Annotated in this window: 20 protein-coding genes; 6 read left to right on the top strand and 14 right to left on the bottom strand. The window is 62.6% G+C overall.

Annotated elements, in window-relative coordinates; genetic code table 11:
• Nucleotide 1: 1 nt before the first annotated feature.
• The 9 genes from BLQ58_RS21660 to BLQ58_RS21620 form a co-directional block, all read right to left on the bottom strand.
• A complete protein-coding gene (locus tag BLQ58_RS21660; protein WP_092601986.1) occupies nucleotides 2-1465 on the bottom strand; it encodes an ATPase domain-containing protein in 1464 nt (487 codons plus the stop codon).
• Nucleotides 1466-1619: 154 nt separating this feature from the next.
• A complete protein-coding gene (locus BLQ58_RS21655) occupies nucleotides 1620-2081 on the bottom strand; it encodes a nuclear transport factor 2 family protein (protein WP_092601984.1) in 462 nt (153 codons plus the stop codon).
• On the bottom strand, nucleotides 2078-2866 hold the full coding sequence (locus tag BLQ58_RS21650) for an SDR family NAD(P)-dependent oxidoreductase (RefSeq protein WP_092601982.1): 789 nt from the start codon (nucleotides 2864-2866) through the stop codon (nucleotides 2078-2080). The genes BLQ58_RS21655 and BLQ58_RS21650 overlap by 4 nt, the downstream gene beginning before the upstream one ends.
• 10 nt (nucleotides 2867-2876) lie before the next feature.
• A complete protein-coding gene (locus tag BLQ58_RS21645) occupies nucleotides 2877-3413 on the bottom strand; it encodes a DUF3833 domain-containing protein (RefSeq protein WP_092601980.1) in 537 nt (178 codons plus the stop codon).
• On the bottom strand, nucleotides 3410-4708 hold the full coding sequence (locus BLQ58_RS21640; RefSeq protein WP_217636051.1) for an MFS transporter: 1299 nt from the start codon (nucleotides 4706-4708) through the stop codon (nucleotides 3410-3412). Before BLQ58_RS21640 ends, BLQ58_RS21645 begins: the two co-directional genes overlap by 4 nt.
• A complete protein-coding gene (locus BLQ58_RS21635; RefSeq protein WP_254776045.1) occupies nucleotides 4705-5220 on the bottom strand; it encodes a chalcone isomerase family protein in 516 nt (171 codons plus the stop codon). The genes BLQ58_RS21640 and BLQ58_RS21635 overlap by 4 nt, the downstream gene beginning before the upstream one ends.
• 25 nt (nucleotides 5221-5245) lie before the next feature.
• Nucleotides 5246-6403, bottom strand: a complete 1158-nt coding sequence (locus BLQ58_RS21630) for an SAM-dependent methyltransferase (RefSeq protein WP_254776055.1) — start codon at nucleotides 6401-6403, stop codon at nucleotides 5246-5248.
• Between the two features lie 114 nt (nucleotides 6404-6517).
• Entirely contained in the window at nucleotides 6518-7276 is a 759-nt protein-coding gene (locus tag BLQ58_RS21625; protein ID WP_092601974.1) for a DUF1365 domain-containing protein, read from the bottom strand.
• The gene (locus tag BLQ58_RS21620; protein ID WP_092601972.1) at nucleotides 7273-8565 is read right to left on the bottom strand and encodes an NAD(P)/FAD-dependent oxidoreductase; all 1293 of its coding nucleotides are present in this window, start codon (nucleotides 8563-8565) and stop codon (nucleotides 7273-7275) included. The genes BLQ58_RS21625 and BLQ58_RS21620 overlap by 4 nt, the downstream gene beginning before the upstream one ends.
• A gap of 111 nt (nucleotides 8566-8676) precedes the next feature.
• On the opposite strand from BLQ58_RS21620, the gene BLQ58_RS21615 reads away from it, so the two are divergent.
• Nucleotides 8677-9291: a TetR/AcrR family transcriptional regulator gene (locus tag BLQ58_RS21615; RefSeq protein ID WP_092601970.1), complete on the top strand. Its 615-nt coding sequence runs from the start codon at nucleotides 8677-8679 to the stop codon at nucleotides 9289-9291.
• A 272-nt stretch (nucleotides 9292-9563) separates the two neighbouring features.
• Here the strand turns inward: BLQ58_RS21615 and BLQ58_RS21610 are convergent, their stop codons facing one another.
• Complete coding sequence (locus BLQ58_RS21610; protein ID WP_092601968.1) at nucleotides 9564-10910, bottom strand: MFS transporter; 1347 nt, start codon at nucleotides 10908-10910, stop codon at nucleotides 9564-9566.
• A gap of 292 nt (nucleotides 10911-11202) precedes the next feature.
• Between BLQ58_RS21610 and BLQ58_RS21605 the strand changes: the two genes are divergently transcribed.
• The 4 genes from BLQ58_RS21605 to BLQ58_RS21590 all read left to right on the top strand — a co-directional run bounded on the left by BLQ58_RS21605 (nucleotide 11203) and on the right by BLQ58_RS21590 (nucleotide 16882).
• Nucleotides 11203-12240: a LacI family DNA-binding transcriptional regulator gene (locus tag BLQ58_RS21605; RefSeq protein ID WP_092601966.1), complete on the top strand. Its 1038-nt coding sequence runs from the start codon at nucleotides 11203-11205 to the stop codon at nucleotides 12238-12240.
• A gap of 165 nt (nucleotides 12241-12405) precedes the next feature.
• Complete coding sequence (locus BLQ58_RS21600) at nucleotides 12406-14187, top strand: IlvD/Edd family dehydratase (protein ID WP_092601964.1); 1782 nt, start codon at nucleotides 12406-12408, stop codon at nucleotides 14185-14187.
• Between the two features lie 40 nt (nucleotides 14188-14227).
• Nucleotides 14228-15409 (top strand): fumarylacetoacetate hydrolase family protein, encoded by a 1182-nt coding sequence (locus BLQ58_RS21595; protein WP_092601962.1) that lies wholly within the window; start codon nucleotides 14228-14230, stop codon nucleotides 15407-15409.
• A gap of 24 nt (nucleotides 15410-15433) precedes the next feature.
• A complete protein-coding gene (locus tag BLQ58_RS21590; protein WP_092601960.1) occupies nucleotides 15434-16882 on the top strand; it encodes an aldehyde dehydrogenase family protein in 1449 nt (482 codons plus the stop codon).
• Nucleotides 16883-17184: 302 nt separating this feature from the next.
• On the opposite strand, the gene BLQ58_RS21585 is transcribed toward BLQ58_RS21590, so the two are convergent.
• Genes BLQ58_RS21585 through BLQ58_RS21575 form a run of 3 tightly spaced genes read right to left on the bottom strand, consistent with a single transcriptional unit; the run spans nucleotide 17185 to nucleotide 20009 of the window.
• The gene (locus BLQ58_RS21585) at nucleotides 17185-17916 is read right to left on the bottom strand and encodes an ABC transporter substrate-binding protein (protein ID WP_092602032.1); all 732 of its coding nucleotides are present in this window, start codon (nucleotides 17914-17916) and stop codon (nucleotides 17185-17187) included.
• A gap of 21 nt (nucleotides 17917-17937) precedes the next feature.
• On the bottom strand, nucleotides 17938-18981 hold the full coding sequence (locus BLQ58_RS21580; RefSeq protein WP_092601958.1) for an Ldh family oxidoreductase: 1044 nt from the start codon (nucleotides 18979-18981) through the stop codon (nucleotides 17938-17940).
• Between the two features lie 20 nt (nucleotides 18982-19001).
• Nucleotides 19002-20009, bottom strand: coding sequence for a Bug family tripartite tricarboxylate transporter substrate binding protein (locus BLQ58_RS21575; protein ID WP_092601956.1), 1008 nt, complete (start codon nucleotides 20007-20009; stop codon nucleotides 19002-19004).
• A 114-nt stretch (nucleotides 20010-20123) separates the two neighbouring features.
• Between BLQ58_RS21575 and BLQ58_RS21570 the strand changes: the two genes are divergently transcribed.
• Nucleotides 20124-21029, top strand: a complete 906-nt coding sequence (locus tag BLQ58_RS21570; protein WP_092601954.1) for a LysR family transcriptional regulator — start codon at nucleotides 20124-20126, stop codon at nucleotides 21027-21029.
• Nucleotides 21030-21096: 67 nt separating this feature from the next.
• Here the strand turns inward: BLQ58_RS21570 and BLQ58_RS21565 are convergent, their stop codons facing one another.
• The gene (locus BLQ58_RS21565) at nucleotides 21097-22020 is read right to left on the bottom strand and encodes an AraC family transcriptional regulator (protein ID WP_092601952.1); all 924 of its coding nucleotides are present in this window, start codon (nucleotides 22018-22020) and stop codon (nucleotides 21097-21099) included.
• Nucleotides 22021-22048: the final 28 nt, after the last annotated feature.

Genomic DNA, 22048 nt, shown 5'->3' with positions numbered 1-22048 from the left:
TTCAGGACTCGCCAGGCGTCTGAACGCCGGATGACGGTACGACCGGTTCTCGCTCGGCTGTGCCAGGCAAAATCAAACGGTTCGCCACTTGCAAGCCCCCGTCGCCTATCACGACGTCATGGAAGGCGGTGTCGAAAGCGCTATCGCGCATCTTTACTACACCGATGAAACGACGCAATTCGCCGCCCATGCCAGCCTGCCGCAAAAGCACCAGATTGTCCATCAGGCTGGTCAAATCCGGGAGTGGATCAGTGCCCGCCAGTCCATTCAGATCGCGCATCTCCAGGGTGGCAATAGTCGACACCCCATGGCCTCGCAGTTCGTTTGCGAGGGCGGTAAAAAACTCTATCAGACGCGCCGGATACACTGCAGCCCGCTGGAATCCAGTCATGCCGTCGATGAAAAGCCGATGGATACGGCGTTCGCGCACTGCCTCGAGAAGCTGGTGTCCGAGCGAGTCCAGCAGATTCTCTGTCATCGGATTCCAAAGAACCACCAGTGCGCCGGAGCGCTCCAATCCCTCGACATCGATCCCGAGAGCTCGACCTTTGGCGCGCAAACGCTGAGGCGACTCGTAAAAGCCGAAGAAGAGGGCAGGGCTCTCCGGGGTGGCACGACCTAAAAAGTTCAACCCGAACGTTGTCTTGCCACTGCCCGCTGGACCCATCAGCAGGGTGACGGACGCGGGAGGAAGCCCGCCGCCGATGAGGGGCGCCAACCCAGGAACGCCGACATCGACGCGCTCCTGGTCAAGCCATTCCTCCGCCGACGGCGTGCCAAGAAGCGCTTCCAGTCGCGGAAAAACGTCAATGCCAAAAGACGATATCCGGTACTGATGCAGGCCGCCCAGTGCGGCACTACCGCGCGATTTCGAGATTCGAAGCTGGCGGACAGTCCGTATGCCAGCCAGTTCTTCCTTGAGCTGAATGACGCCATCCACCATCGTGTGCTCCGGGCTGACGTCGTCCGTGCGCGCACTGGTAAGGAACAGAACGGTACAACCGGTAAACGCGGCGTGGCTTTGCAGTTCTGCCACGAACGTTTTCACGTCAAGCGCGGACTCCGCCTTGTCCTTTGCAATCAGTAAGCCGTCTAGAACCAGCGTGGTGCAACGGTGACGTGCAAGCTCGCTGCGCAACGCGGTAACGAGTGCAGCAAGCCCCTCTTCCTGGAGTACCTTGAACAGACTGATATAGAAGATGTCCCGGCCGACCGCTGACGCATCGTAGAAATCGAAGGTGTCCAGAGCCTGAAAAAGGCGATCGTGAGATTCCGCAAGAAGCGTTACGTACAGGATCTTCCCTCCATCCTTGGCATGGTGGAAAGCGATCTGGTTCGCCAGAATCGTCTTGCCTGCTCCGGGGCTACCCTGGACGATATAAGAGGCGCCTTGCACCAGCCCACCGCAGAGAACTGTGTCGAGACCGGCCACGCCACTTTGAACACGAACGAGCTGTTTTGTCATAGTTGGCTTTCGGACAACAAAGCGGCGAAGTCAGGGTGGTAATCGATACCGAGGAAATCGAACCTGCTCGGCCCGCATGGCCGGTATTGTAAGCCAGTCGCGCACAGGAAGGGTCATGGCGTGGAGGTCTGGGGCTGGCGCGCATGGCAATGTTCTATGTAATTGATGCTGAAAAGCGTTTGCATAGCCACGCGGCGGGAGTGCGAATGAGTGGCAACTGACGCCACAGGGTGGCAGCGTCCCAGAAGTCTTGATGGTGTGTGACAAGGCCGTCCTCGTCAAAGGAAAACTGGGTGCAGCCTGGTACGTCGAAGGCATGCCGGCGCACTTTCCCAGTAAACCTCCAGGCAACAAAAACTTCTCGCCCGCTGCTCGCCCGTGCCTGGATCGAAAAACTCGGCGTCTCGACACTCTCAAACATATGCTCAAAGATCGCGCGGATCGAGGCGACTCCGCAGACGTCGTTAAACGGGTCGCAGAAGCGCGCCTGCGGCGCGTAATAATGTTCCAGACTCGCTAGCGAGACGGGCGACAGTCCCTCGTACCACGCCAATAGCCGGGCAAGGGTTTGGGGCGTCGGGGTATTTTGATCGGGCATGTCGGAGGAAGTGTTCATGATGCACGGGTTAATCGCTGAAGCAGGCCAAGGCTGAACCGGTACGGCAGTAGACTGACGAGGCGAACCACGCGCGTAAACCGCTGCGGGAATGCGATTTCGAAGCGACCTCGTTCCAGCCCCGCGACAATCGCTTTGGCTGCGGCTTCTGGCGTGATGAGCGCGGGCATTCGGAAGGCGTTGCGTGCCGTCAGGCGCGATTTGACGAAGCCCGGATTGATCAGATACACGCCGAGGCCGTGTGCATGGAGTTCCGCGTACAAAAGCTCTGCCAGGTTGATCAGGGCCGCCTTGGACGGTCCATACAGAGTCGCGTTGGGCAAGCCGACGTAGCCTGCGACGCTTGCCACGATGGCGATACCGCCCGAGCGCCGCGAACGCATCGCAGGCAGTACGGCGCTCAGCCCGTAATACACGCCGCAAACATTGGTTTCAATCGTGTCGTGCGCTTCCCGTGCATCCAACTCCCAGGGGCTCAGGGGACGATAATCTGCCGCGCAGAAGACCACCAGATCGACCCCTTGCCATGCTTCACACAGCGCGTCGTGGGTCGCTGTCCAATCTTGAGGCTGGCGCACATCCATGGTCAGCACGACGCCCTTCGGATGGCCCTCGACCACCGCCAGCAATGCGCCAGCGCGACGCGCCGACACTGCAACCCAAGCCCCTTTCGAAAGTAAATCCCTGGCGAGCGCTGCTCCGATCCCGCTTGAAGCGCCGACCAGCCAGACGCGCTTGCCATGCCAGTCGCGCAAGCGGGGGTTAAGCTGCAGACCGAGGATCATGTTCGTGCTCCTACGGTGCCGGGCGACGAAAAACGAGCGTCACCTGTCCGACTTCGAAGCCAAATTTGGTGACGCGGGCACGATTGATCATGGTTTGCGGGTCGATAAGGACCATCAGGTCGTCGAACTGGACGTCGTAGACCTTCCCGTCGACCGGAAGCTGCAAGGTATAGCGCCAACGGAGCACATTGCCAGCAGATTCTCCTCTCGCCGTGCCAACGATGTCGGGTGCCTCGCCACGCCAGGCGCCGTCTCGCCCGCGTTCGAGTATCCAAGTACGTTCCTGTGTTGTGCCATCGCTATAGCGAAACGCCTCGTGCAGGACAAATTGATCTTGCGTCATGCGGCCGTCGAGTGCCACATGGAATCGTTTGACGATTTCGCCACTGCGTTTCTGGAACATTCCCCATGCTTCGGTCTTTCCTGCGAAGAACCTGGTGACCTCCAAAACGGGTTGCTCCTGTGCGTACAGGCTGACATCTGGCGTCGTACATGCCGTGCCGAGAATCGTGGCGGCGCCAAGGATCATCGCAACGAACGGTTTCATTGGAGTTCCTCTGTGACGGTTGCTGTGGCCGACCTGGAGCGCAATGCCATTAGCGCTGCGAACTTGAGCAGGCAGGGGAGGCCAGCGTAGGCAAGGGCGAGCGCGACGCCAGGTGTGCCGACGGCGGGGGCGCCCGGCTGGTAGCCCAGCCAGGCTAGCCCCGGAAGCGTCAGCGCCGACAGGGCCAGGCATAGCTTGCCGGTTAGGGTCCAGATGCCGAAGTACGCGCCCGACCCCTCGCGATCAGGTATGCACTGAGCCAGCAGGACGGCCGGCAATGCAAGATCCGCCCCGAGCGCGAATCCCGATCCGACGCATGCCACGAGGAACGGTACGAGGTCTCCCGGCCCTAGCGTCGCGGTCCACACGAACGCAATGATCGCCAGCATCATTGCGATGCCCCAGGCACGCAGGGCACCGACGCGCCTGGATATCCGGACCCATAACGGCAGCCCCATGGCCGCAGCCATGAAGTAAAGACCAAGACTGGGAGCGACCCAATGCATGGCGCCCAACCGGTCTTCGATAAAGAAGACTGCCAGGGAGGCGGGTATGGCGGCAGATAGGCCGTTCAAAAAGTAGGGCACCAGGATCTTGCGGAACGATCCGTTGTCGCGCACGGCGCTCCATACACTTACAGTAGAAGGGTCCGCTCTCCCGTGCTCGGGATTAAGTCGCAACAGGCGTGTTGCCTGCCAGGCCGGCGCGAAACGGAGCCCCCACAGTGCTCCAATTAGCAGCACGAAAAAAAGCCCGATGAACGGAGACATGGCGTCCGGCGGTGCCGACGCTTCGTTGGCCAGTAGCCATGCGGGGCCGGCGCTGGCGATGAGAACGCCCACGAGGCCAGCGCCTTCGCGCCAGGCTGCCGCCTCGGTCAATACGTCGCGATCGCCACCAAGCTTGGCGCCCCATGCCAGGTACGCGACGTTCATGAAGCTGTGCGCGGCGTATACCGCGACCAAGGCGGCGGCGAACCATATCGTCAATGCCGAGCCGGTTACCATAGGCCGCCACAAGGCTGCAAAGGCAGTGGCAAGGCACAAGGCACTGATCCACAAGGCCGCGGCGAGGCGGCCAGTGCGCGCAAGAGTATCTGCCCAGCGCCCGAAAAATGGGTCCTGTACTGTATCGACAAGGCGGGCAAGAAACAAGATCAGGCCAGCCGTGGACAAAGGCATGCCAAGGCGAGAGGTGTAGTAGGCCGGGGCCTGCACGTATATTGGCAGCGCCACCATGGCGAGCGGCAGGCCCAGGGCACCGTAGGCGATGAGCTGCGTCGAGCGTATCGTCATCGGGCTAATCCAAGGAGCTTCTGGCGCAATGCTGGATCCCGGGCCGACGGCCCAAGCCAGATGGAAAAGAATGCACGGGCAAGCACCGGATCGGTGATCTGGCCCGTCTCGCGGTCGTTGGCGAAGAAGCGCGCGCCCAGCGTTGGCGCGTACACGCCGGTCAAGCGATCGCCCGCGCGCACGTCGACCAAGACACGGGAAAGAACCTGTCGCCACTGGTCAATGGTCGATTCGGACAACGAATTGCCGTGGATGCGTTGGAGTTCCTCGATGCTGGTGTCCACCAGGCGTTGCGCATGAATATCTCGCGCGTAGATGAGGCGCAACGCGAATGGGGCGTCGAACACGCCCGCTGGGTCGCTGGAAATGCGTGGTTGGCCTCGCCATAGCTGTGCTTCATAGATGCGCATCCCCACCCAGCGGTATTCACCTTGGCCAATCATGTGCGCTTGCGGGAGGGCGTCGCGCCAGGCGTCGGCCGCCACACCCGGCAGCGTTGCCAGTGCCAGCATCAAGGCTGCCAGGGGCCGTCCCATGCTAGTACTCGCGCGTGAGAAGGAACTGCATGACGTCGATGCGACCCGCGTCGAATCCTGCCTCGCAGTAGCACAGATATAGCCGCCACATGCGTATGAATGCCTCGTCGAAGCCCAGTGTCAGAATCGCCCCGGTTTGGGCCTCGAAACGTTCGCGCCAGCGCCGAAGCGTTTCGGCATAGTCCTTGCCGAAGGCCAATACCGGACTGCTCGAGAACCCGGATCGGCTTGCGACGCGTGCGAATCTCTCCGGGCTCGGGAGCATTCCACCAGGAAAGATGTACTCGCGGATAAAGTCGCTGCCATACCGATACGCATCGAAGCGTGCATCGTCGATGGTGATCGTCTGTACCACGGCTTGGCCGCCCGGTCGAAGCCTGCCGTAGAGTTGGTCGAAATAAATGGGCCAATAGGCCTGCCCCACCGCTTCGAACATCTCGATGGATACGACGGCATCGTAAGTGCCTTGCAGGTCGCGATAGTCGCGTAGCTCGAGCCTGACACGGTCGGTCACGCCCGCCTGCTCGATGTGGTTCTGTGCCTGCGCCAGTTGGGCGGCGGAAATCGTGACGCCGTGCACCCTCACGCCGCGTTTGGCCGCGTGCATGGCAAAACCGCCCCAACCACACCCAATCTCAAGGACGTGCATCCCCGGCTTCAGCCCTAGCATGTCGCAGATGTGCGCGTACTTGGCTTCCTGTGCCTCTGCCAGGGGCCGTTCGCTGTGGCCGTCGAAGTACGCAGCGGAATAGCTCCACGTCTCGTCGAGCCATAGGGCATAGAAGGGATTGCCAAGATCGTAGTGGGCGTGGATATTGCGCCGGCTGCCACGCCGTGTGTTCCTACGAAAGAGCTGTCGCAGTTGATACCAGCGGCGGCCCAGCCATGCGCCTTCAATGGCGCCTGACAAGACCGATTCGTTCTCAAGAGCCAGGCGAAGCAGGGCGACCAGTTCGGGGGTGTCGATCCAGCCGGCACGATAGGCCTCGGCGAACCCGATGTCGCCGGCGCGCAAGATGGCCTCGCATGCGCGCCAGTCCCGCAAGGTCATCCTAGCCCCCGGCGCTTCATGCGGATCGCCGTAGATCGCCTCCTCGCCGTCCGGCCGTAAAAGCACCAGATGGCCCACGGCCAGGCGCTCGAGCGCACCCAGGAACATCCGGGCAAACACGGATGTCCGTGACGGCAGCAGGGCTGGGATACAAGGTTGTAGCAGTGCACGCTGGTTGGCAGGAAGGCGGTTCATATGAGCGGAGATTGCCGGGACAGGTAGTTAACCGACGGGGGGTACCGAAGGCGGGTGCTTGCCATGAAAGGGAACCGACATCCGCCACAAGCGAAACGCCTGCCAGTGAATGCGTACGATGACGGCGATTGCCGCCCAAGGCTGACTTGCCAAGGCCTTCAGCATGCGCGGCAGGGTGAGCGGGAGCTTGCGGCCACCTATCGAGGTGCGAAGCAACAGGCCGCCGTCGTCGAAATAATCAATGGCGGTATATGCAGTGCTTTCGGTTTCGCGCACCTGAAACGCGTAGTGGCCCTGCATCGTGTTAAAAGGCGACACATGCAGGAGCTTGCGGGTAGCGAGCACTGTGCGCGCTTGAATGGCCCCGAGGTCCGGCGCCGTAACAAGGTAAGCGTGATGATCCCCGAACGTGTTGTTCACTTCGGCGACAAGCGCACGCAGTGCGCCAGCCTTGTCATAGCAATACCAGAAGCTGACCGGGTTGAAGACATACCCGAGGATGCGCGGTGCGGTCTGCAACCAGATCGGTCCGTCATCTGGCAGCCCAAGCATAGCCAGGCGCGGACGAATCCAGTTGCTCAGGCTTGTGCCGTCGCGCGGGCCGTAGTCACGCGTATGCAGGCTGAACAGTCCCCGGCGATCCACGCCGAACCACCACTGTCGCAAGGCCGGGAGCGAGTCGATATCGACGCGCAGACAGAAAACCGGGTACACGAAGCGGTTGCGAGCGGGGCGCAGGCGGTCGTGCATGACGCGGCAGCGCAACAGCAATGCAGGGGGCTTCATAGTTTTGACCAGGTCGGCAAGGCGCCAAAATCGCGGGCCACGGTCAGCGCCGATTTCAAACCGTCCTCGTGAAAGCCGTAGCCCGTCCAGGCGCCGGCGTACCAGGTCCGTCGTTTGCCTTGCAATGCGGGCAGTTGCCGTTGCGCGGCAATGGCGGCGAGGTCGAAGAGTGGATGGCTGTAGTGAAAGCGACGCAACTCCGTGCCGGGAGCCGGGTCCCGGTAGGCGTTGAGCGTCACCACGACGGGCGAGCGAAACGGCAGGGGTTGTAACTGGTTGAGAAGGTAGCTCACGCACACTGCCCGATTGGCGTGATCATGGCGGCGGCCGAGGTAGTTCCAGGCGGACCATACACGGGAGCGCCGAGGCAAGAGCGTTGCATCGGTGTGCAAGATGGCGACATTTGGGGCGTAGCGCACACTGCCGAGCACCGCACTTTCATCTGGTGTCGCATCAGCGAGCATTCTCAGGGTATCCGGGGCATGCGATGCGAACACGATGGCATCGAAACGCGCAGAGCCCTCGTCGGTCATAACCGTCACGCCGGTTTCGTCCCGGCGTACCGCACGCACGGCAACGCCTAGCCGGATGTCGTCGAGATGCGCAGCGATGCGGCTGACATATTCGCGCGCGCCCCCGGCGACCGTACGCCACTGCGGGCGGTTGCGAATTTGCAGAAGCGCGTGATTCAAGCAGAAGCGAAGGAAGGTGGCCGCCGGGAAGCGGAGGACGTCGGTCGTTGCGCACGACCAGATGGCCGAGGCCATGGGCAGCAGGTAATTCTGACGAAAGGGTTGTCCATATTGGCCGTCCGTCAAAAGGTCGCCCACTGAACAGCCGCTGCGCTCGGCGAACGCGAGATGGCGTTGGGCTGCACCGTTAAAACGCATGATGTCGCGCAGCATGCCGAGAAACGTCGGTGAAACGGCGTTGCGTCGTTGGGCAAAGACAGTGCGTAAATTCGTGCCAGCCCATTCAAGACGTCCCTCATCCAGAGAGACGGCGAAAGACATATCGCTCGCATGAGACCGTACGCCAAGCGCCTCGAACATCGCTACCAGATTCGGGTATGTGCGCTCGTTAAATACGAGGAAGCCGGTGTCTACCGGACAAAGGTGGCCATCTAGGGACACGTCAACCGTGTTGGAATGACCGCCAAGATAACTACCTGCCTCGAAAAGCGTGACGGCGTGATCCCGTGCAAGCAGCCAGGCGCTCGCCAAACCAGAGATTCCGGCGCCTACCACAGCAATTCTTAATCCCGTCTGAGTGACTGAAAAAGCGCTCACGAGCCACCTTCCTAGCTTTTTTAGCAGTTATTGATGCGCGGTCTAACCGGAGTGCTACCATAGCCCTACTGTCTCGGAAAGAAGGTTACTGCATAGTAACGAAATTTACAAATGGGTATTTTGGGCAAGCTCAGCTTCAAGGACCAAACCTTCCGGTTGCGCGAGGACGCAATTCTGGATGCCACGACACGCATCCTGGCGGGGAAGGGGTTCGACCTGATGACGATGGACGACGTCGCGGGCGAGGTGGGAATTTCAAAGCCCATCCTCTACAAGCACTTCAAGTCAAAGGACGACCTTGTAGGGGCGGCAATGATTCGCCTGATCGACGGCGCGCTGGAATTTCTTGATGGATTGCCGAAAGATCAAACTGCGGCGTTGCGCTTGCGTGCGCTTCTGGCGTGGGCGTTGCGAGTCCGCCTGGAAGGCGGGTTGCCGTTCCTCCCTTCAACGAGCCCGAGCGTTCGCGATATGCTCACGCGCAATTTGCACTATGTGACACGTGTGCTCAAGCTTAACGGCGTTCTGAAGGGACTGGTGGGCGAAGCAAAGAAGGCAGGCGACTTGAACTCGGGGCTTCCCGATGATGTCATCCTTTTTTCCTATTACTCGCGTACTTGCGACCCGGCGGTCGACTACTTGCGCCTATATGGCAAGTTGGACGACGAGCAAATCGTTTCCCATATGCTCGACGTCTGTTTTCATGGCATCGCCGCGCGTGGATAGATCTATTGATCTCCACTACATCCCTCAGTTGAAGCGCCGCGCGAAGAAGTATTGCGCGGCTAAAGCGCCCTTAACGCCGAAGCGCGCGCGGCACTACTTCGAGATCTTCAGCGGAGGGGTCGCGCATCCATTGTGGGGCTGGCACTTGCTCACAGCGGCAGGCCGGCCCCCCAACGCTCACGAAGACATCCTGCTTCTGGTAAGTCCGGCGCTCTGGCATGTCCGGCGTGCTGCCGGTGCGGCTGGGGTACCGGCACGTCGGCCACAGGCCATCATTGCTCCGCAGGCGGATTCAGCATCGCGCGTGGGATCATCGCGATCAGCGCGCAACTCACCAACAGGCAAGCCCCCAGCGCATATGTGCCATTGTTGATATTGCCGGTCACTTCCTTGGCGATGCCGGTGATCATGGAACCGGTAAAACCGGACAGGTTGCCCACCGAATTGATCAACGCAATCCCGGCGGCCGCGGCAGGGCCTGAGAGGATCTGACCCGGGAGGGTCCAATAGATCGGCATCAGGCTCAGGATGCCACAGGTGGCAATGGTCAGGAACAGAATCGACAGCGGTACGTCATGCGCGAAGGCGGCGCTCAGCACGAGACCGACACCGCCGATCAGGGCCGGAATGGCCGCGTGCAGACGTCGTTCGCCGGTCTTGCGCGAATGCTGGGCATTCCAGACCATCGCGAAGATGGCTGTCAGGTACGGGATGGCCGTCAACAGGCCGATATGCATGGGACTCTGCACGCCCGAGGCCCGAATGATCGACGGCAGCCAGAACGCCAGACCGTAGAAGCCGGTATTGAACGTAAGAAGGATCAGGGTCAGGAGCCAGACACGCGGGCTGCGCAGCGCGGCGCCCACGCTGTGCGACTTGTGGGCGGATTCGCGTTTGAGATTGCGCGACAGCACGGCCTTTTCCTGGGCTGACAGCCACTTGGCCGAGTCGGGACCGTCACCGAGGAAGGCCAGGACGATGAATGCCACGACGATCGACGGAAGGCCTTCGAGCAGCAGCATCCACTGCCAGCCGCTCATGCCGGACAGCCCGTGCGTCTGCTCCATGAGCCAGCCGGATACGACGCTACCCAGCGTCAGGCTCAGCGGGATCGCAACCAGGAAGCCCGACATCGCCACACTCTGCCGGCGCGCGGGAAACCAGTAGTTCATGTACAGGATCACGCCTGGAAAGAAGCCGGCTTCGCACAGGCCGAGCAGGAAGCGCAGCGTGTAGAACATCGTGGATGTCTGTACGTTGAAGAACTGCGCCAGCGGCACGACAAAGGCCATCGACGACGACACGATCCCCCACGTGATCATGATGCGGGCGATCCAGAAACGCGCGCCGTAGCGATGCAGAAGCAGGTTGCTCGGCATCTCGAACAGAAAGTAGCCCCAGAAGAAGATGCTCGCCCCCAGTGCGTACACGCTGTCGCTCAAGCTCAGGTCGTCCAGCATCTGCAGCTTGGCAAACCCCACGTTGACGCGGTCCAGGTAGGCCACGACGTAGCACAGCAACAGTAGCGGCAGGATGCGCCGCATCACCTTGCGGTAGAGGGCGTCTTCCGATAAGTCGGCCGCTGCCGGCACGGCAGCAGTCTGCGAGAGCGATGACATCAGCTTGTCTCCTGATTGTTTAGATATTCTTCGTATCGGCGGACGCTGTTGAAGTTACCGGTAACATCATGCGGCCAAAAAAATCCGCCGATGGGGCGACGGGAGCAACCGGCGTTTGATACCGGTAACGGACCGGAAGGTAGCATGGCGCGCCATTGGAGTTCAAGCCCTGGCGGGCAGGGGGTTTCCCCTAGTGCCGGCAGCAGCCATGCGGCGCAGCGCCGGTTGGTTTGCCGGATGGCCAGCACCGGTATGATGTGGCCTTTGCCAGCTTTCCCCGATCACGATTCCAATGCCCAGTCCCAACGCCGTCCGGCTTGCCGGAGCACCCCGCATGTCCGATGTAGCCCGCGTGGCCGGGGTATCGAAGATGACGGTTTCCCGTGTGCTGGCCGGCCACAGCGTCGCCGCCGAGACACGCGAGCGGGTTTGCAAAGCCATCGAGCAGCTCGGTTACGTGGCCGATGCCGCCGCCGGCGCTCTGTCGTCGGGGCGCTCCGAATTCGTCGCGGTGCTGGTGCCGTCGCTGTCCAGCTCCAATTTTTCCGATACCGTGCGCGGGCTGACGGCTGCGCTGGAACCGCATGGCCTGCAACTGCTGCTTGGGGACACCGACTACGACCTGGAGCGGGAAGAGCGGCTGGTGCGCTCCATGCTCCGCTACCAGCCGCGCTGCATCGCCCTGACGGGTTCGCAGCATACCGATGCCACCCGCAAGCTGCTTGAGCGCTCGGCGATTCCCGTCGTGGAGATGTGGGACTTGCCCACGCATCCGATCGACACCGCGGTAGGCTTTTCCAACGTGCGGGCTGCGCGCGCGATGGTCCGGCACCTTGCGGAGCGCGGCTACCAGCGCATCGGTTTCCTCGGCGGCGAGAGCGCTCTGGACCGACGGGGCCTGGACCGCCTCAAGGGCTACCAGGCCGAGATCAAGGCGCTCGAACTTGGCGAGCCCCGCGTCGTACGCCTGGGGGAATCCCCGATCACCATGAGCCACGGCGGCCCCGCCATGGCAGCGCTGCTGGCGCAGTGGCCCGACACCGACGCCGTCATGTGCGTGAGCGACATGTCCGCATTCGGCGCCATCATGGAGTGCCACCGTCGAGGTCTTTCCGTGCCCGGCGACATGGCCGTGGCGGGCTTCGGCAATTTCGAGATCGCGGCATGCTGCCATCCGTCGATCACGACAGTGTCGGTCGATGCCCATGGCATCGGCCTCCGCACCGGCGAGGCCCTGCTGGCCGCGCTGCAGGCGCGTGATGCCGGCCAGCGGGCCGAGTCGCAAAGCATCCGGATCGACTTTACGATCGTGGCGCGGGACAGCGCGTAAGCTGTTCACGGGGCGCCGCAGCAGGTGCCTTGTGTCTCTACGGTGGGGCCCGGCCAATCCAGCCCCCTTCCTAAATGCAAATCCTCCGTGCTAACATCCGCTCGAATGTTACCGGTAACTATCGGGTAACGATTACAGATCAAGACCATACGGAGACAGTTCACCATGTCACAAGTCCCTCGTCGGCTGCGCAGCCAGGAATGGTTTGACGACCCTTCTCATGCAGACATGACGGCGCTTTACGTCGAGCGATTCATGAACTATGGGCTGACGCGCGAGGAACTGCAGTCGGGACGTCCCATCATCGGTATCGCGCAGACCGGCAGCGACCTGGCACCGTGCAATCGCCATCACATCGAGCTGGCCGAACGCACCAAGGCGGGCATTCGCGACGCAGGCGGCATCCCCATGGAATTTCCAGTCCATCCGCTCGCCGAGCAGAGCCGCCGACCCACCGCTGCGCTCGACCGCAACCTGGCTTACCTGGGGCTTGTGGAAGTGCTGCACGGCTTCCCGCTGGACGGCGTTGTCCTCACCACGGGTTGCGACAAGACCACTCCGGCGTGTCTGATGGCTGCCGCCACGGTTGACATGCCCGCGATCGTGCTGTCGGGTGGCCCGATGCTCGACGGCTGGCACGAGGGCAAACGCGTTGGCTCGGGCACGGTGATCTGGCACGCTCGCAATCTGCTCGCGGCCGGCGATATCGACTATGAGGGTTTCATGAAGCTGACCACGGCTTCGTCACCTTCGATTGGTCACTGCAATACCATGGGCACCGCGCTGTCGATGAACAGTCTGGCCGAGGCGCTGGGCATGTCGCTGCCGGGGTGCGCCAGCATTCCCGCGGCATATCGGGAGCGCGGCCAAATGGCCTATGCCACCGGCAAGCGCGCGGTCGAACTGGTGCGAGAAGATCTGCGCCCCTCCATGATCATGACGCGTCCGGCGTTCGAGAATGCCATCGTGGTGGCATCCGCGCTCGGCGCATCGAGCAATTGCCCGCCGCACCTGATTGCCATCGCGCGCCATATGGGCGTGGAACTGAGTCTGGACGACTGGCAGCGTTTCGGTGAAGCGGTGCCGCTGCTCGTGAACTGCATGCCGGCCGGCGAGTACCTCGGGGAGAGCTTTCACCGTGCCGGCGGGGTGCCTGCGGTGCTGCGCCAACTCGATGCTTCAGGCCTCCTGCGGCGTGACTGCCTGACGGTGTCGGGGAGGATCATCGGCGATATCGCGGATGCCGCGCAGGACGCCGACCGCGACGTCATCCGCACCGCCGATGCGCCGCTCAAGCACGGCGCCGGTTTCATCGTACTGTCCGGCAACTTCTTCGACAGCGCCATCATGAAGATGTCGGTGGTGGGCGAGGCATTCCGCCAGACCTATCTCGCCGAGCCGGGCGCCGAGAACGCTTTCGAGGCGCGGGCCATTGTGTTCGATGGTCCCGAGGACTACCACGCTCGCATCAACGACCCGGCGCTGGAGATCGACGAGCGTTGCATCCTCGTCATCCGTGGCTGCGGGACGGTTGGCTATCCGGGCAGTTCCGAGGTCGTCAACATGGCGCCGCCGGCCGCGCTGGTGCGCCGTGGCGTCACCTCGTTGCCGTGCATGGGCGACGGCCGCCAGAGCGGCACGTCGGCTAGCCCTTCGATCCTGAACATGTCCCCCGAAGCCGCCGTGGGCGGCGGCCTGGCACTGCTGCGCACCAACGATCGCATCCGCGTGGATCTGAACAACCGCAGCGTGAATGTGCTGGTCGATGAAGACGAACTCGCGCGTCGCCGCAAGACGGCGAGCTTTTCTGTTCCGCAGGCGCAAACGCCCTGGCAGGAACTCTACCGCCAACTGGTGGGCCAATTGTCGACCGGAGGCTGCCTGGAGCCGGCCACGCTGTACTTGAAGGTGATTGAACAGCGCGGCAATCCGCGTCATTCGCACTGACTGACATCCATCCGCAAACAGAACCGTCGTCGAGGTAACCATGCATACCCTTTCCCCTTCCGACTGCCTGCCCCAGGACCTCGCGCAGGCGCTGCTGATCGGCCGCGTCTGGCGGCACGATGGTGCCCACGCCGGCCCGTGCGTCGTCGCCGTGCGCGGTGGCGAGGTGTTCGACATCACGTCCACCGTTCCCACGACCGCCGATCTGTTCGACCGCGCCGACGCTGTCGAGATTGCGCGCACAGCCAACGGCGCATCGCTCGGCCGCGTAGAGCCGTTGCTGCAGGCCGCGCTCGATGGCCAGGCCGGCTCGGCGCAACTGCTGGCCCCGTGCGACGTGCAGGCCATCAAGGCCTGCGGCGTGACTTTCGCCGTGAGCCTGATCGAACGCGTGATCGAGGAGCAGGCGGGAGGCGATCCGGCCAAGGCCAAGGCCGTGCGCGAGACAATTGCCGCCACCATCGGCACCGACCTGTCGAAGATCGTTCCGGGTTCGGACGCCGCCATGCGGCTGAAGGCCGAGCTCGAACGGCGCGGCGCCTGGTCGCAGTACATGGAAGTCGGCATTGGCCCCGACGCCGAGGTGTTCTCAAAGTCGCAGCCGATGTCGGCGGTGGGCTTTGGCGCGGACGTCGGCTTGCTGCAGGCGTCGGTGTGGAACAACCCCGAGCCGGAAATCGTGCTGGCCGTCAACAGCAGGGGCACGCCCGTGGGCGCCACGCTTGGCAATGACGTGAACCTGCGCGATATCGAAGGCCGTTCGGCACTGCTGCTCGGCAAGTGCAAGGACAACAACGGCTCGTGCGCGATCGGTCCGTTCGTGCGGCTGTTCGACGATGGCTTCACGCTGGACAGCGTGCGCGGGGCCAGCCTGTCTCTGCGCGTGGAAGGCGCTGACGACCAGTTTGTGCTCGACGGCGTCAGCCATATGCGCGAGATCAGCCGCGACCCCGCCGACCTGGTCGCCCAGACCTGGGGCGCGCATCACCAGTACCCGGACGGCTTCATGCTCTTCCTGGGCACGATGTTCTCGCCGATCCAGGACCGTGACGCGCCCGGCGCCGGATTTACCCACCACCTTGGCGACCGCGTCACCATTTCGACGCCTGCGCTCGGTGCGTTGGTGAACACGGTGCGGCTCAGTACCGAGATTACGCCGTGGACGTTCGGCGTGCGCGCGCTGTACGCCAGCCTGGCCGCCCGCGGCCTGCTCAATACCTGATGCCCTGATCCTGCAAGAATCGCCATGAAATCGTTTCCCAACCATATTGACGGACAGTGGGTGGACGGCCAGTGCACGGCACCGAACGTCAATCCGTCCAATTTGAACGATGTGATCGGTCATTTCGCCCAGGCCGATGCCGAGGACACGCAGCGCGCCATCGCGGCGGCGCGCCAGGCATTTGTATCGTGGTCGCTGTCCACGCCGCAGCAGCGCTTCGACGTGCTCGACCAGGCTGGCACCACGATCCTGGCGCGCAAGGCCGAATTGGGCCGGCTGCTGGCACGTGAGGAGGGCAAGACGCTGGCCGAAGCCATCGGGGAAGTCGCGCGCGCCGGCCAGATTTTCAAGTTCTTTGCTGGCGAGGCGCTGCGGCTCGGAGGCGAAATCCTGCCGTCGGTGCGTCCCGGCATGACCGTCGAGGTCACGCGCGAGCCGCTTGGCGTCATCGGGCTGATCACCCCATGGAACTTCCCGATGGCGATTCCCGCGTGGAAGATCGCACCCGCGCTGGCCTATGGCAACTGCGTTGTCTTCAAACCTGCGGAACTGGTGCCGGGCAGCGCGTGGGAACTCGTCAATATCCTGGTTGAGTCAGGCTTGCCACAGGGTGTGCTCAATCTGGTGATGGGCCGCGGCGCGGTAGTCGGAGAGGCCATGGTTGCATCGAGCGGCCTGGACGCCATCAGCTTTACCGGCTCCGTCGCCACGGGCAGTGGCATTGCTGCGCGCTGCGTGGCGTCTGGGAAGAAATTCCAGCTCGAGATGGGCGGCAAGAATCCGATGGTCGTGCTCGACGATGCCGACCTCGATGTCGCGGTGGAAGCCTGCATCAATGGTGCGTTCTACTCGACCGGCCAGCGCTGCACGGCCTCGAGCCGCCTGATCGTCACAGCGAATATCCATGACCGCTTTGTCGATGCCATGCGAAGCCGCATGGCAGCCCTGCGCGTGGGCGATGCATTGGCGCCCGATACGCAAATTGGCCCGGTCGTTGACGCGCGACAGCTCGAGCAGGACCAACGCTACATCGCGATCGCGCGTGAGGAGGGTGGTACGGTATTCGGGGGCGAGCGGCTTGAGCTTGCCGCGCCGGGCTTCTTTCTAACGCCTGCGCTTGTGGTCGACACCACTTCGACCATGCGCATTAATCAGGAGGAAGTGTTCGGCCCGGTCGCCTCGGTGATTCGCGTGAAGGACTACGAGGAAGGGCTGGCCGTGGCCAATGACACGCGATTTGGCCTGTCGGCAGGCATCTGCACCACGTCTTTGAAGTACGCGGCCCATTTCCGTCGCCATGCGCAAGCAGGCATGGTCATGGTCAACACGGCCACGGCCGGCGTTGACTACCACGTGCCGTTTGGCGGTAGAAAAGGCTCTAGCTATGGGCCACGCGAACAGGGCAGCTACGCACGCGAGTTCTACACGACGGTAAAGACCGCATATGTCCATGCCGGATGCGTTGCCGGGTAACGGCTCCCCCAAATTGCGATCCGCATGACCGGGAGTGCCGCGCGCCCGTTTCGACGTTGACAGACGGTGCAGTGACAGACATAGAGGGGAGTCTCTAGGACTTGCGTCATTTACCATTCCGCGCATCTCACGCCGTGATTGCGCGAGATTACCGTCGTGCCGCTTCGTACCAGCTGCCGCCCACGACGCCGTTCCCAGTCAGGATGCAGAACGCCCCCCGCCGGGGGGCGTGTAGGCGAACCCCGAGTTGCACCGTGCATCGCCGCTTACAGGTGGCGAGCTGTCGGGGAATCTGTCAGTCGCTATGATGTCATGGGCGCGACAGACGCACCTTCGATTCCGTGACGGGTGAGCGCGTCCGAGACGAATCCGGAGGCCTTCATTTCCTCGACGAACCGCCAGAGCAGTTCCACTGCTTCAGCGCTTCGGGCCCTGGGAAGGCCCATGGCCTGCTGTATGACCATGAAGCGGCCCGGCAGCAGCCTCAGGCCTGGCGTGCGCGCGGCATCGACTTCCAATTGCTGTCGAACTCCGGCAGCCACGTCCGCGCCCTGTTCCAGGAATGTTTGCACAACGGACGGAGACGTTGGGGCGCGCACGATGTGAGCCTGTCGCAACGCACGCGTGAGATGCAGGTCGTAGGCGCTACCTTTGCCCACCACAACGCTGCATCCGGGAAGGTCGACTTCATCGTTCGTCCTGACCGGGGAGTCGTTCCTGACCAGGTATGCGCCTTCGATCAGCACGTAGGGTGCGGAAAAGGCAATGCCAGCCCCTCGGACCGGGTCGATGGCAAAGAATCCGAAGTCAGCCTGCCCGGCCGTGACCGCATCGACCGACTTTCCCGCAGAGTCGAACACGACAAGTTCGAGCGGGACGCCAAGACGACGGGCAAACTCGCCGGCCAGGTCTACTGAAACGCCGACTGGATTTCCCTGGGCATCGAGGTTTGCGAGGATTGGGTTTCCAACATTGATAGACGCGCGAATGATTCCAGTCGGCGCAAGCTCGCGCCGCGCATTGTCATCGGTCATGGTGTCTCCGGCGTGCGTCATTCAGTTGGCCTTTGCATTCGCATGTCGATCCAGTAGTGCCTTCACGGCAGGATCCATGACAATGCCCGTTTCGCGCTGAAGTGTCAGCTTGTCGAGCTCGATCTCCCCGGGAACGATGACCGGCTTGCCCGGCTCGGCCGGAGCGCTGCCCTTGAGGATGGCTGCAAAGTCCTTCATTCGTGCAGCCAGCCATTGTGCGGAGCCCAGTCGCCGGGTATCTATCAGGATGAAGAAATGGCCGAGGTTCTGGGGTTCGTCAGGTGCATCGACCCAGGACTTGACGTGCGTGAGGTACGCCGCGTCCGAGAGCAATCCGGCGAAGAGGTCGACCATCAAGGCCAACCCATAGCCCTTGTGCCCGCCAATAGGTAGCAGGAAGCCATCGAGAGCGGCTTTGGGGTCGGTAGTCTGTCGTCCCTGCGCGTCGGTGGCCCAGGAATCCGGGATGGGGTGTCCTGCCTTGAGCGCATTGCGGATCTTGGCGCGCGCGGCCACGCTCATGGCCATATCCAGCAGGAAGTGGCGGCCGTCATGCCCGGGTACGCCGAAGCCTAGCGGGCTGTTGCCCAGGCGCGCATCGCTGCCGCCCCATGGCGCGATGGTCGTCGTGGCGTTGCTGCCGATCATGCTGGCGAACCCGGCTTCCGCGGCAATATAGCTGTAGGGTGAAACCGGCCCGAAGTGGTTGCTGCCCCGGACGAAGGCCATGCCGATGCCGAATTGCCCGGCGACTTCCATTGCGGCGCGCAGCGCCTTCATGCCTGCGAGCGGACCGACGGCGTTGCCGCCATCGACCTTTACCAGCGCCGGTGCGGCACGCTCGATGGTGATGGCGGGACGTGCCGAGATACCGCCGGACAGCAGGCGTTCGCCATAGGATTCAATGCGGGACAGGCCGTGGGTACTCAGCCCGAAAAGGTCTGCCAGCACGAGGATGTCAATGACATCACGGGCATCGCTTTCGGTCAGGCCCAGCCCCTGGAACGCCCGCGTTCCTAGTTGGCGCAGCTCGGCTTCGGATAGGGTGATTCGATCTTGTTGCATGCGGAAAATCTCTGAGGGATTTAGTTGGCCTGGATGCCCGCGCTGCGCACTACAGTGCCCCAGCGCTGTTGCTCGGTTCGAATGAATGCCGCGAACTCGGTACTGCCGGCGCCGACAGGCGTGCTCGCGTCTTCCTCAAGGCGTTGTCGCACCAGTGGCGTAGCCAGGGCCTTTACGGCCTCGGCATGGAGACGGCTGACAACCGGTGCGGGCGTGCCAGCCGGTGCCATCAGCCCGAACCACTGGGAACTTTCGAATCCCGGGTAGCCTTCCTCGGCAATAGTGGGAACGTTGGGGATTGGTGCAAGGCGTTTTGCCGATCCAACCGCGAGGATGCGCAGCTTGCCTGCCTTGGCGTGTTGCAGGATGCCCGCCAGGCCCGCCGACGCGGCGTCAATGTTGCCGGCGAGCAAGTCGGTAATCTGGGCACCGGTACCTTTGTATGGCACGTGCACAAGATCGATATGCGCGGTCTGCTTGAGCATCTCGAAGGCGACATTGCCAGCGCTACCGTTGCCCGCGGAGCCGTAAGTCATCGCGCCAGGCTTCGCCTTGGCCTTCATGATGAATGCCTTGAGGGAATCGCTATGGACGGACGGCCCCACCGCGAACACCATCGGCACCTTTGCGAGCAACGTTACCGGCGCGAAGTCCTTCGAGGCATCGTAGGGAAGCTTGCGCATCATGGCTGGGTTGACGGCAAGCGTGCCCACGTGGCCGAGAACCAGGGTGTAGCCATCGGGCGCGGCGCGCGCGGTTTCCTGCATCGCGATGACACCCTGGCCGCCGCCCTTGTTGTCCACCACGATTTGTTGGCCGAGGCCCTTCGACATTTCGGCCGCGATGACGCGTGCAATGGCGTCCGAGCTTCCGCCGGGACCGTAGGGGACGATCAGCCGGATGGGCCTGACGGGTGTCCACGTCTGCGCTTGGGCGGGAATCAGCAGAGTGGCTAGCGGCATCGCGAGGGCGGCAAGCGCGGCACGGCGCGACATGCCGCGTACCGGCTCGCGTACTTGTTTGGGCATTTTGTCTCCTGCTTGGTCAGGACGGCATGACTTCGCTGTCCGTGCTGCGAATGATCGCGCGTACCGGATTCCAGTGTAAAGTGCAAAAATCACAAGTATTTTTGCGTTATACACATGAATTTCGATCTCGCGGATTTGCGGGCGTTTCTGGCCGTCGCCGACCTTGGAAGCTTCAAAGCGGCCTCGGATTCGATGTTCCTGTCACAGTCGGCGCTTTCGCGCCGCGTGGACAAACTGGAAGATGCGCTGGGCGTCGCGCTTTTCACACGGACCACGCGGAAGGTGGAGCTGACGACCGTGGGGCGCATGTTCGTCCACAAGGCACGCAACGTGATCAATGAGTTGGAAGAGGCCATGCTCGGCATTCAGACCGTTTCCGAGCGGCTGTCGGGCGAGGTGACGCTAGCCTGCGTGCCTTCCGCGGTAGGCCATTTCCTGCCTTCTGTCGTGGGGCCGTATCACGAGCGATATCCGGGGATACGCCTGCGCATCATTGATGAGTCTTCTGGGGATGTGCTGCTCGCCGTCACGCGAGGCGATGCGGATTTTGGTCTTACCTATATCGGGACACAGGAGCCTGACATCGAATTCTGCCCGTTGATTGAGGAGGCGTTTGTCGTCGCCTGTCGCAAAGGGCATCCGCTAGCCACGCGTAAAAGCGTCCATTGGAAAGACCTTGGGGATTTCGACTACATCACGCTCGCGCAAGGCAGCGGCAATCGCCTACTGATCGACCAGGCCCTGGCGCGACAGCAGGTGAGACCGCGTTGGTACTGCGAGGTCAATCATGTTCCCGCCTTGGTAAGCCTGGTCGAGGCGGGGCTGGGAATCGGTGTCGTACCGCGCATGGCGTTGCCGCCAAAGTCCAGCAGTGGGCTACTCGCGATACCACTGACCGAACCGGCGATCACCCGAACCTTGGGATTGATCTCGCGCCGAGGGCGCCCGTTGGCGCCGGCCGCGCAGCTGCTATTTGACATGCTCGTCCGCAGAGGCGTAGCGAAATCCCCGGGCGCATGACACCCCATACCGCGCATGCGCGCATTTGAACTGCCATCGACACTACGCGCGCACTTCGACATATCACCTAAGCGCGTATTCCCTCACCCCGCGCTGCAGATCGGTCGGGCTGGGCCCCTTGCATTGCCGCCTCCCTGTCCTTTCCCGGCGGCAGACCGAACATCCGGCGGTACTCACGCGTAAACTGCTGGACACTTTCATAACCCACGGAAAACGCAGCATCGCTTGCCGAAATGCCTTCGGACGTCATGAGTCGGCGTGCCTCGATGAGGCGCAACTGCTTCTGGAACTGTAGCGGCGACAGCGATGTGGCTGCGCGGAAGTGCTGGTAAAAGGACGACACGCTCATGCCAGCGGTTGACGCGAGGCGTTCAACCGGAAGCGGTTGAGCGAACTCAGCGCGCAGCAAAGCGACGGCGCGGGCCAGACGTTGAGCGTGACTCTGCGGACGGCCGATCTGCCGAATCACCGGGCCATGCTTGCCCACCAGCAACCAGTAGTGGATTTCGCGCACGAGCTGTGCCTGCAGCACTGGTATTGCCGCCGGACGCGAAATCAGCCGCATCAGCCGCAGCGCCGCATCCGCGACATCGGCATCCGACGGTTCGACCTGTACAGGCGACTCTTGGGGGACCGGCCCGAGCTTTATCTCGGCTGCCAGTTCGGCGACAGCTGCCACATCGAGATCCAACACGAGGGAATAGTACGGCGCGTCAGTGCTGGCGCGCGTGATCTGGCTGATCGTCGGCACGTCCGAGGTAATCAGCAGCGACTCGCCAGCGCTGAAGTCGAACGTCTGGCTGCCCATGGCCACCCGCTTGCTGCCTTGCAGGACAAGGCACGCGAGCGGTCTGGAGATTGCATAGTCAATGCCGCTGGGGGCCGTCGCCCGGATGGCTGTCAGGCCCGGAATGGGAGTCGGGGCAATGCCGGTGGGCCCGGCATGCACCTCCGCATAGCGGCGCACGGCATCAAGCAACAGGTCACTCATCTTTGGGCAGGGTGGCGATTCATCACCT

This window comes from Ralstonia sp. 25mfcol4.1 (assembly GCF_900104095.1).
In the GTDB taxonomy this organism is placed as follows: domain Bacteria; phylum Pseudomonadota; class Gammaproteobacteria; order Burkholderiales; family Burkholderiaceae; genus Cupriavidus.
This window is presented reverse-complemented; position numbering and strand designations above follow the sequence as displayed.

Excerpts from the sequence above, each read along its gene's own strand:
- BLQ58_RS21615 (WP_092601970.1), top strand. The coding sequence starts at position 8,677 with ATGGGTATTTTGGGCAAGCTCAGCTTCAAGGACCAAACCTTCCGGTTG.
- BLQ58_RS21580 (WP_092601958.1), bottom strand. The coding sequence starts at position 18,981 with ATGCAACAAGATCGAATCACCCTATCCGAAGCCGAGCTGCGCCAACTA.
- BLQ58_RS21585 (WP_092602032.1), bottom strand. The coding sequence starts at position 17,916 with ATGACCGATGACAATGCGCGGCGCGAGCTTGCGCCGACTGGAATCATT.
- BLQ58_RS21610 (WP_092601968.1), bottom strand. The coding sequence starts at position 10,910 with ATGTCATCGCTCTCGCAGACTGCTGCCGTGCCGGCAGCGGCCGACTTA.
- BLQ58_RS21565 (WP_092601952.1), bottom strand. The coding sequence starts at position 22,020 with ATGAGTGACCTGTTGCTTGATGCCGTGCGCCGCTATGCGGAGGTGCAT.
- BLQ58_RS21625 (WP_092601974.1), bottom strand. The coding sequence starts at position 7,276 with ATGAAGCCCCCTGCATTGCTGTTGCGCTGCCGCGTCATGCACGACCGC.
- BLQ58_RS21590 (WP_092601960.1), top strand. The coding sequence starts at position 15,434 with ATGAAATCGTTTCCCAACCATATTGACGGACAGTGGGTGGACGGCCAG.
- BLQ58_RS21575 (WP_092601956.1), bottom strand. The coding sequence starts at position 20,009 with ATGCCCAAACAAGTACGCGAGCCGGTACGCGGCATGTCGCGCCGTGCC.
- BLQ58_RS21640 (WP_217636051.1), bottom strand. The coding sequence starts at position 4,708 with ATGACGATACGCTCGACGCAGCTCATCGCCTACGGTGCCCTGGGCCTG.
- BLQ58_RS21600 (WP_092601964.1), top strand. The coding sequence starts at position 12,406 with ATGTCACAAGTCCCTCGTCGGCTGCGCAGCCAGGAATGGTTTGACGAC.
- BLQ58_RS21570 (WP_092601954.1), top strand. The coding sequence starts at position 20,124 with ATGAATTTCGATCTCGCGGATTTGCGGGCGTTTCTGGCCGTCGCCGAC.
- BLQ58_RS21660 (WP_092601986.1), bottom strand. The coding sequence starts at position 1,465 with ATGACAAAACAGCTCGTTCGTGTTCAAAGTGGCGTGGCCGGTCTCGAC.
- BLQ58_RS21630 (WP_254776055.1), bottom strand. The coding sequence starts at position 6,403 with ATGTTCCTGGGTGCGCTCGAGCGCCTGGCCGTGGGCCATCTGGTGCTT.
- BLQ58_RS21650 (WP_092601982.1), bottom strand. The coding sequence starts at position 2,866 with ATGATCCTCGGTCTGCAGCTTAACCCCCGCTTGCGCGACTGGCATGGC.
- BLQ58_RS21635 (WP_254776045.1), bottom strand. The coding sequence starts at position 5,220 with ATGCTGGCACTGGCAACGCTGCCGGGTGTGGCGGCCGACGCCTGGCGC.
- BLQ58_RS21645 (WP_092601980.1), bottom strand. The coding sequence starts at position 3,413 with ATGAAACCGTTCGTTGCGATGATCCTTGGCGCCGCCACGATTCTCGGC.
- BLQ58_RS21605 (WP_092601966.1), top strand. The coding sequence starts at position 11,203 with ATGCCCAGTCCCAACGCCGTCCGGCTTGCCGGAGCACCCCGCATGTCC.
- BLQ58_RS21595 (WP_092601962.1), top strand. The coding sequence starts at position 14,228 with ATGCATACCCTTTCCCCTTCCGACTGCCTGCCCCAGGACCTCGCGCAG.
- BLQ58_RS21655 (WP_092601984.1), bottom strand. The coding sequence starts at position 2,081 with ATGAACACTTCCTCCGACATGCCCGATCAAAATACCCCGACGCCCCAA.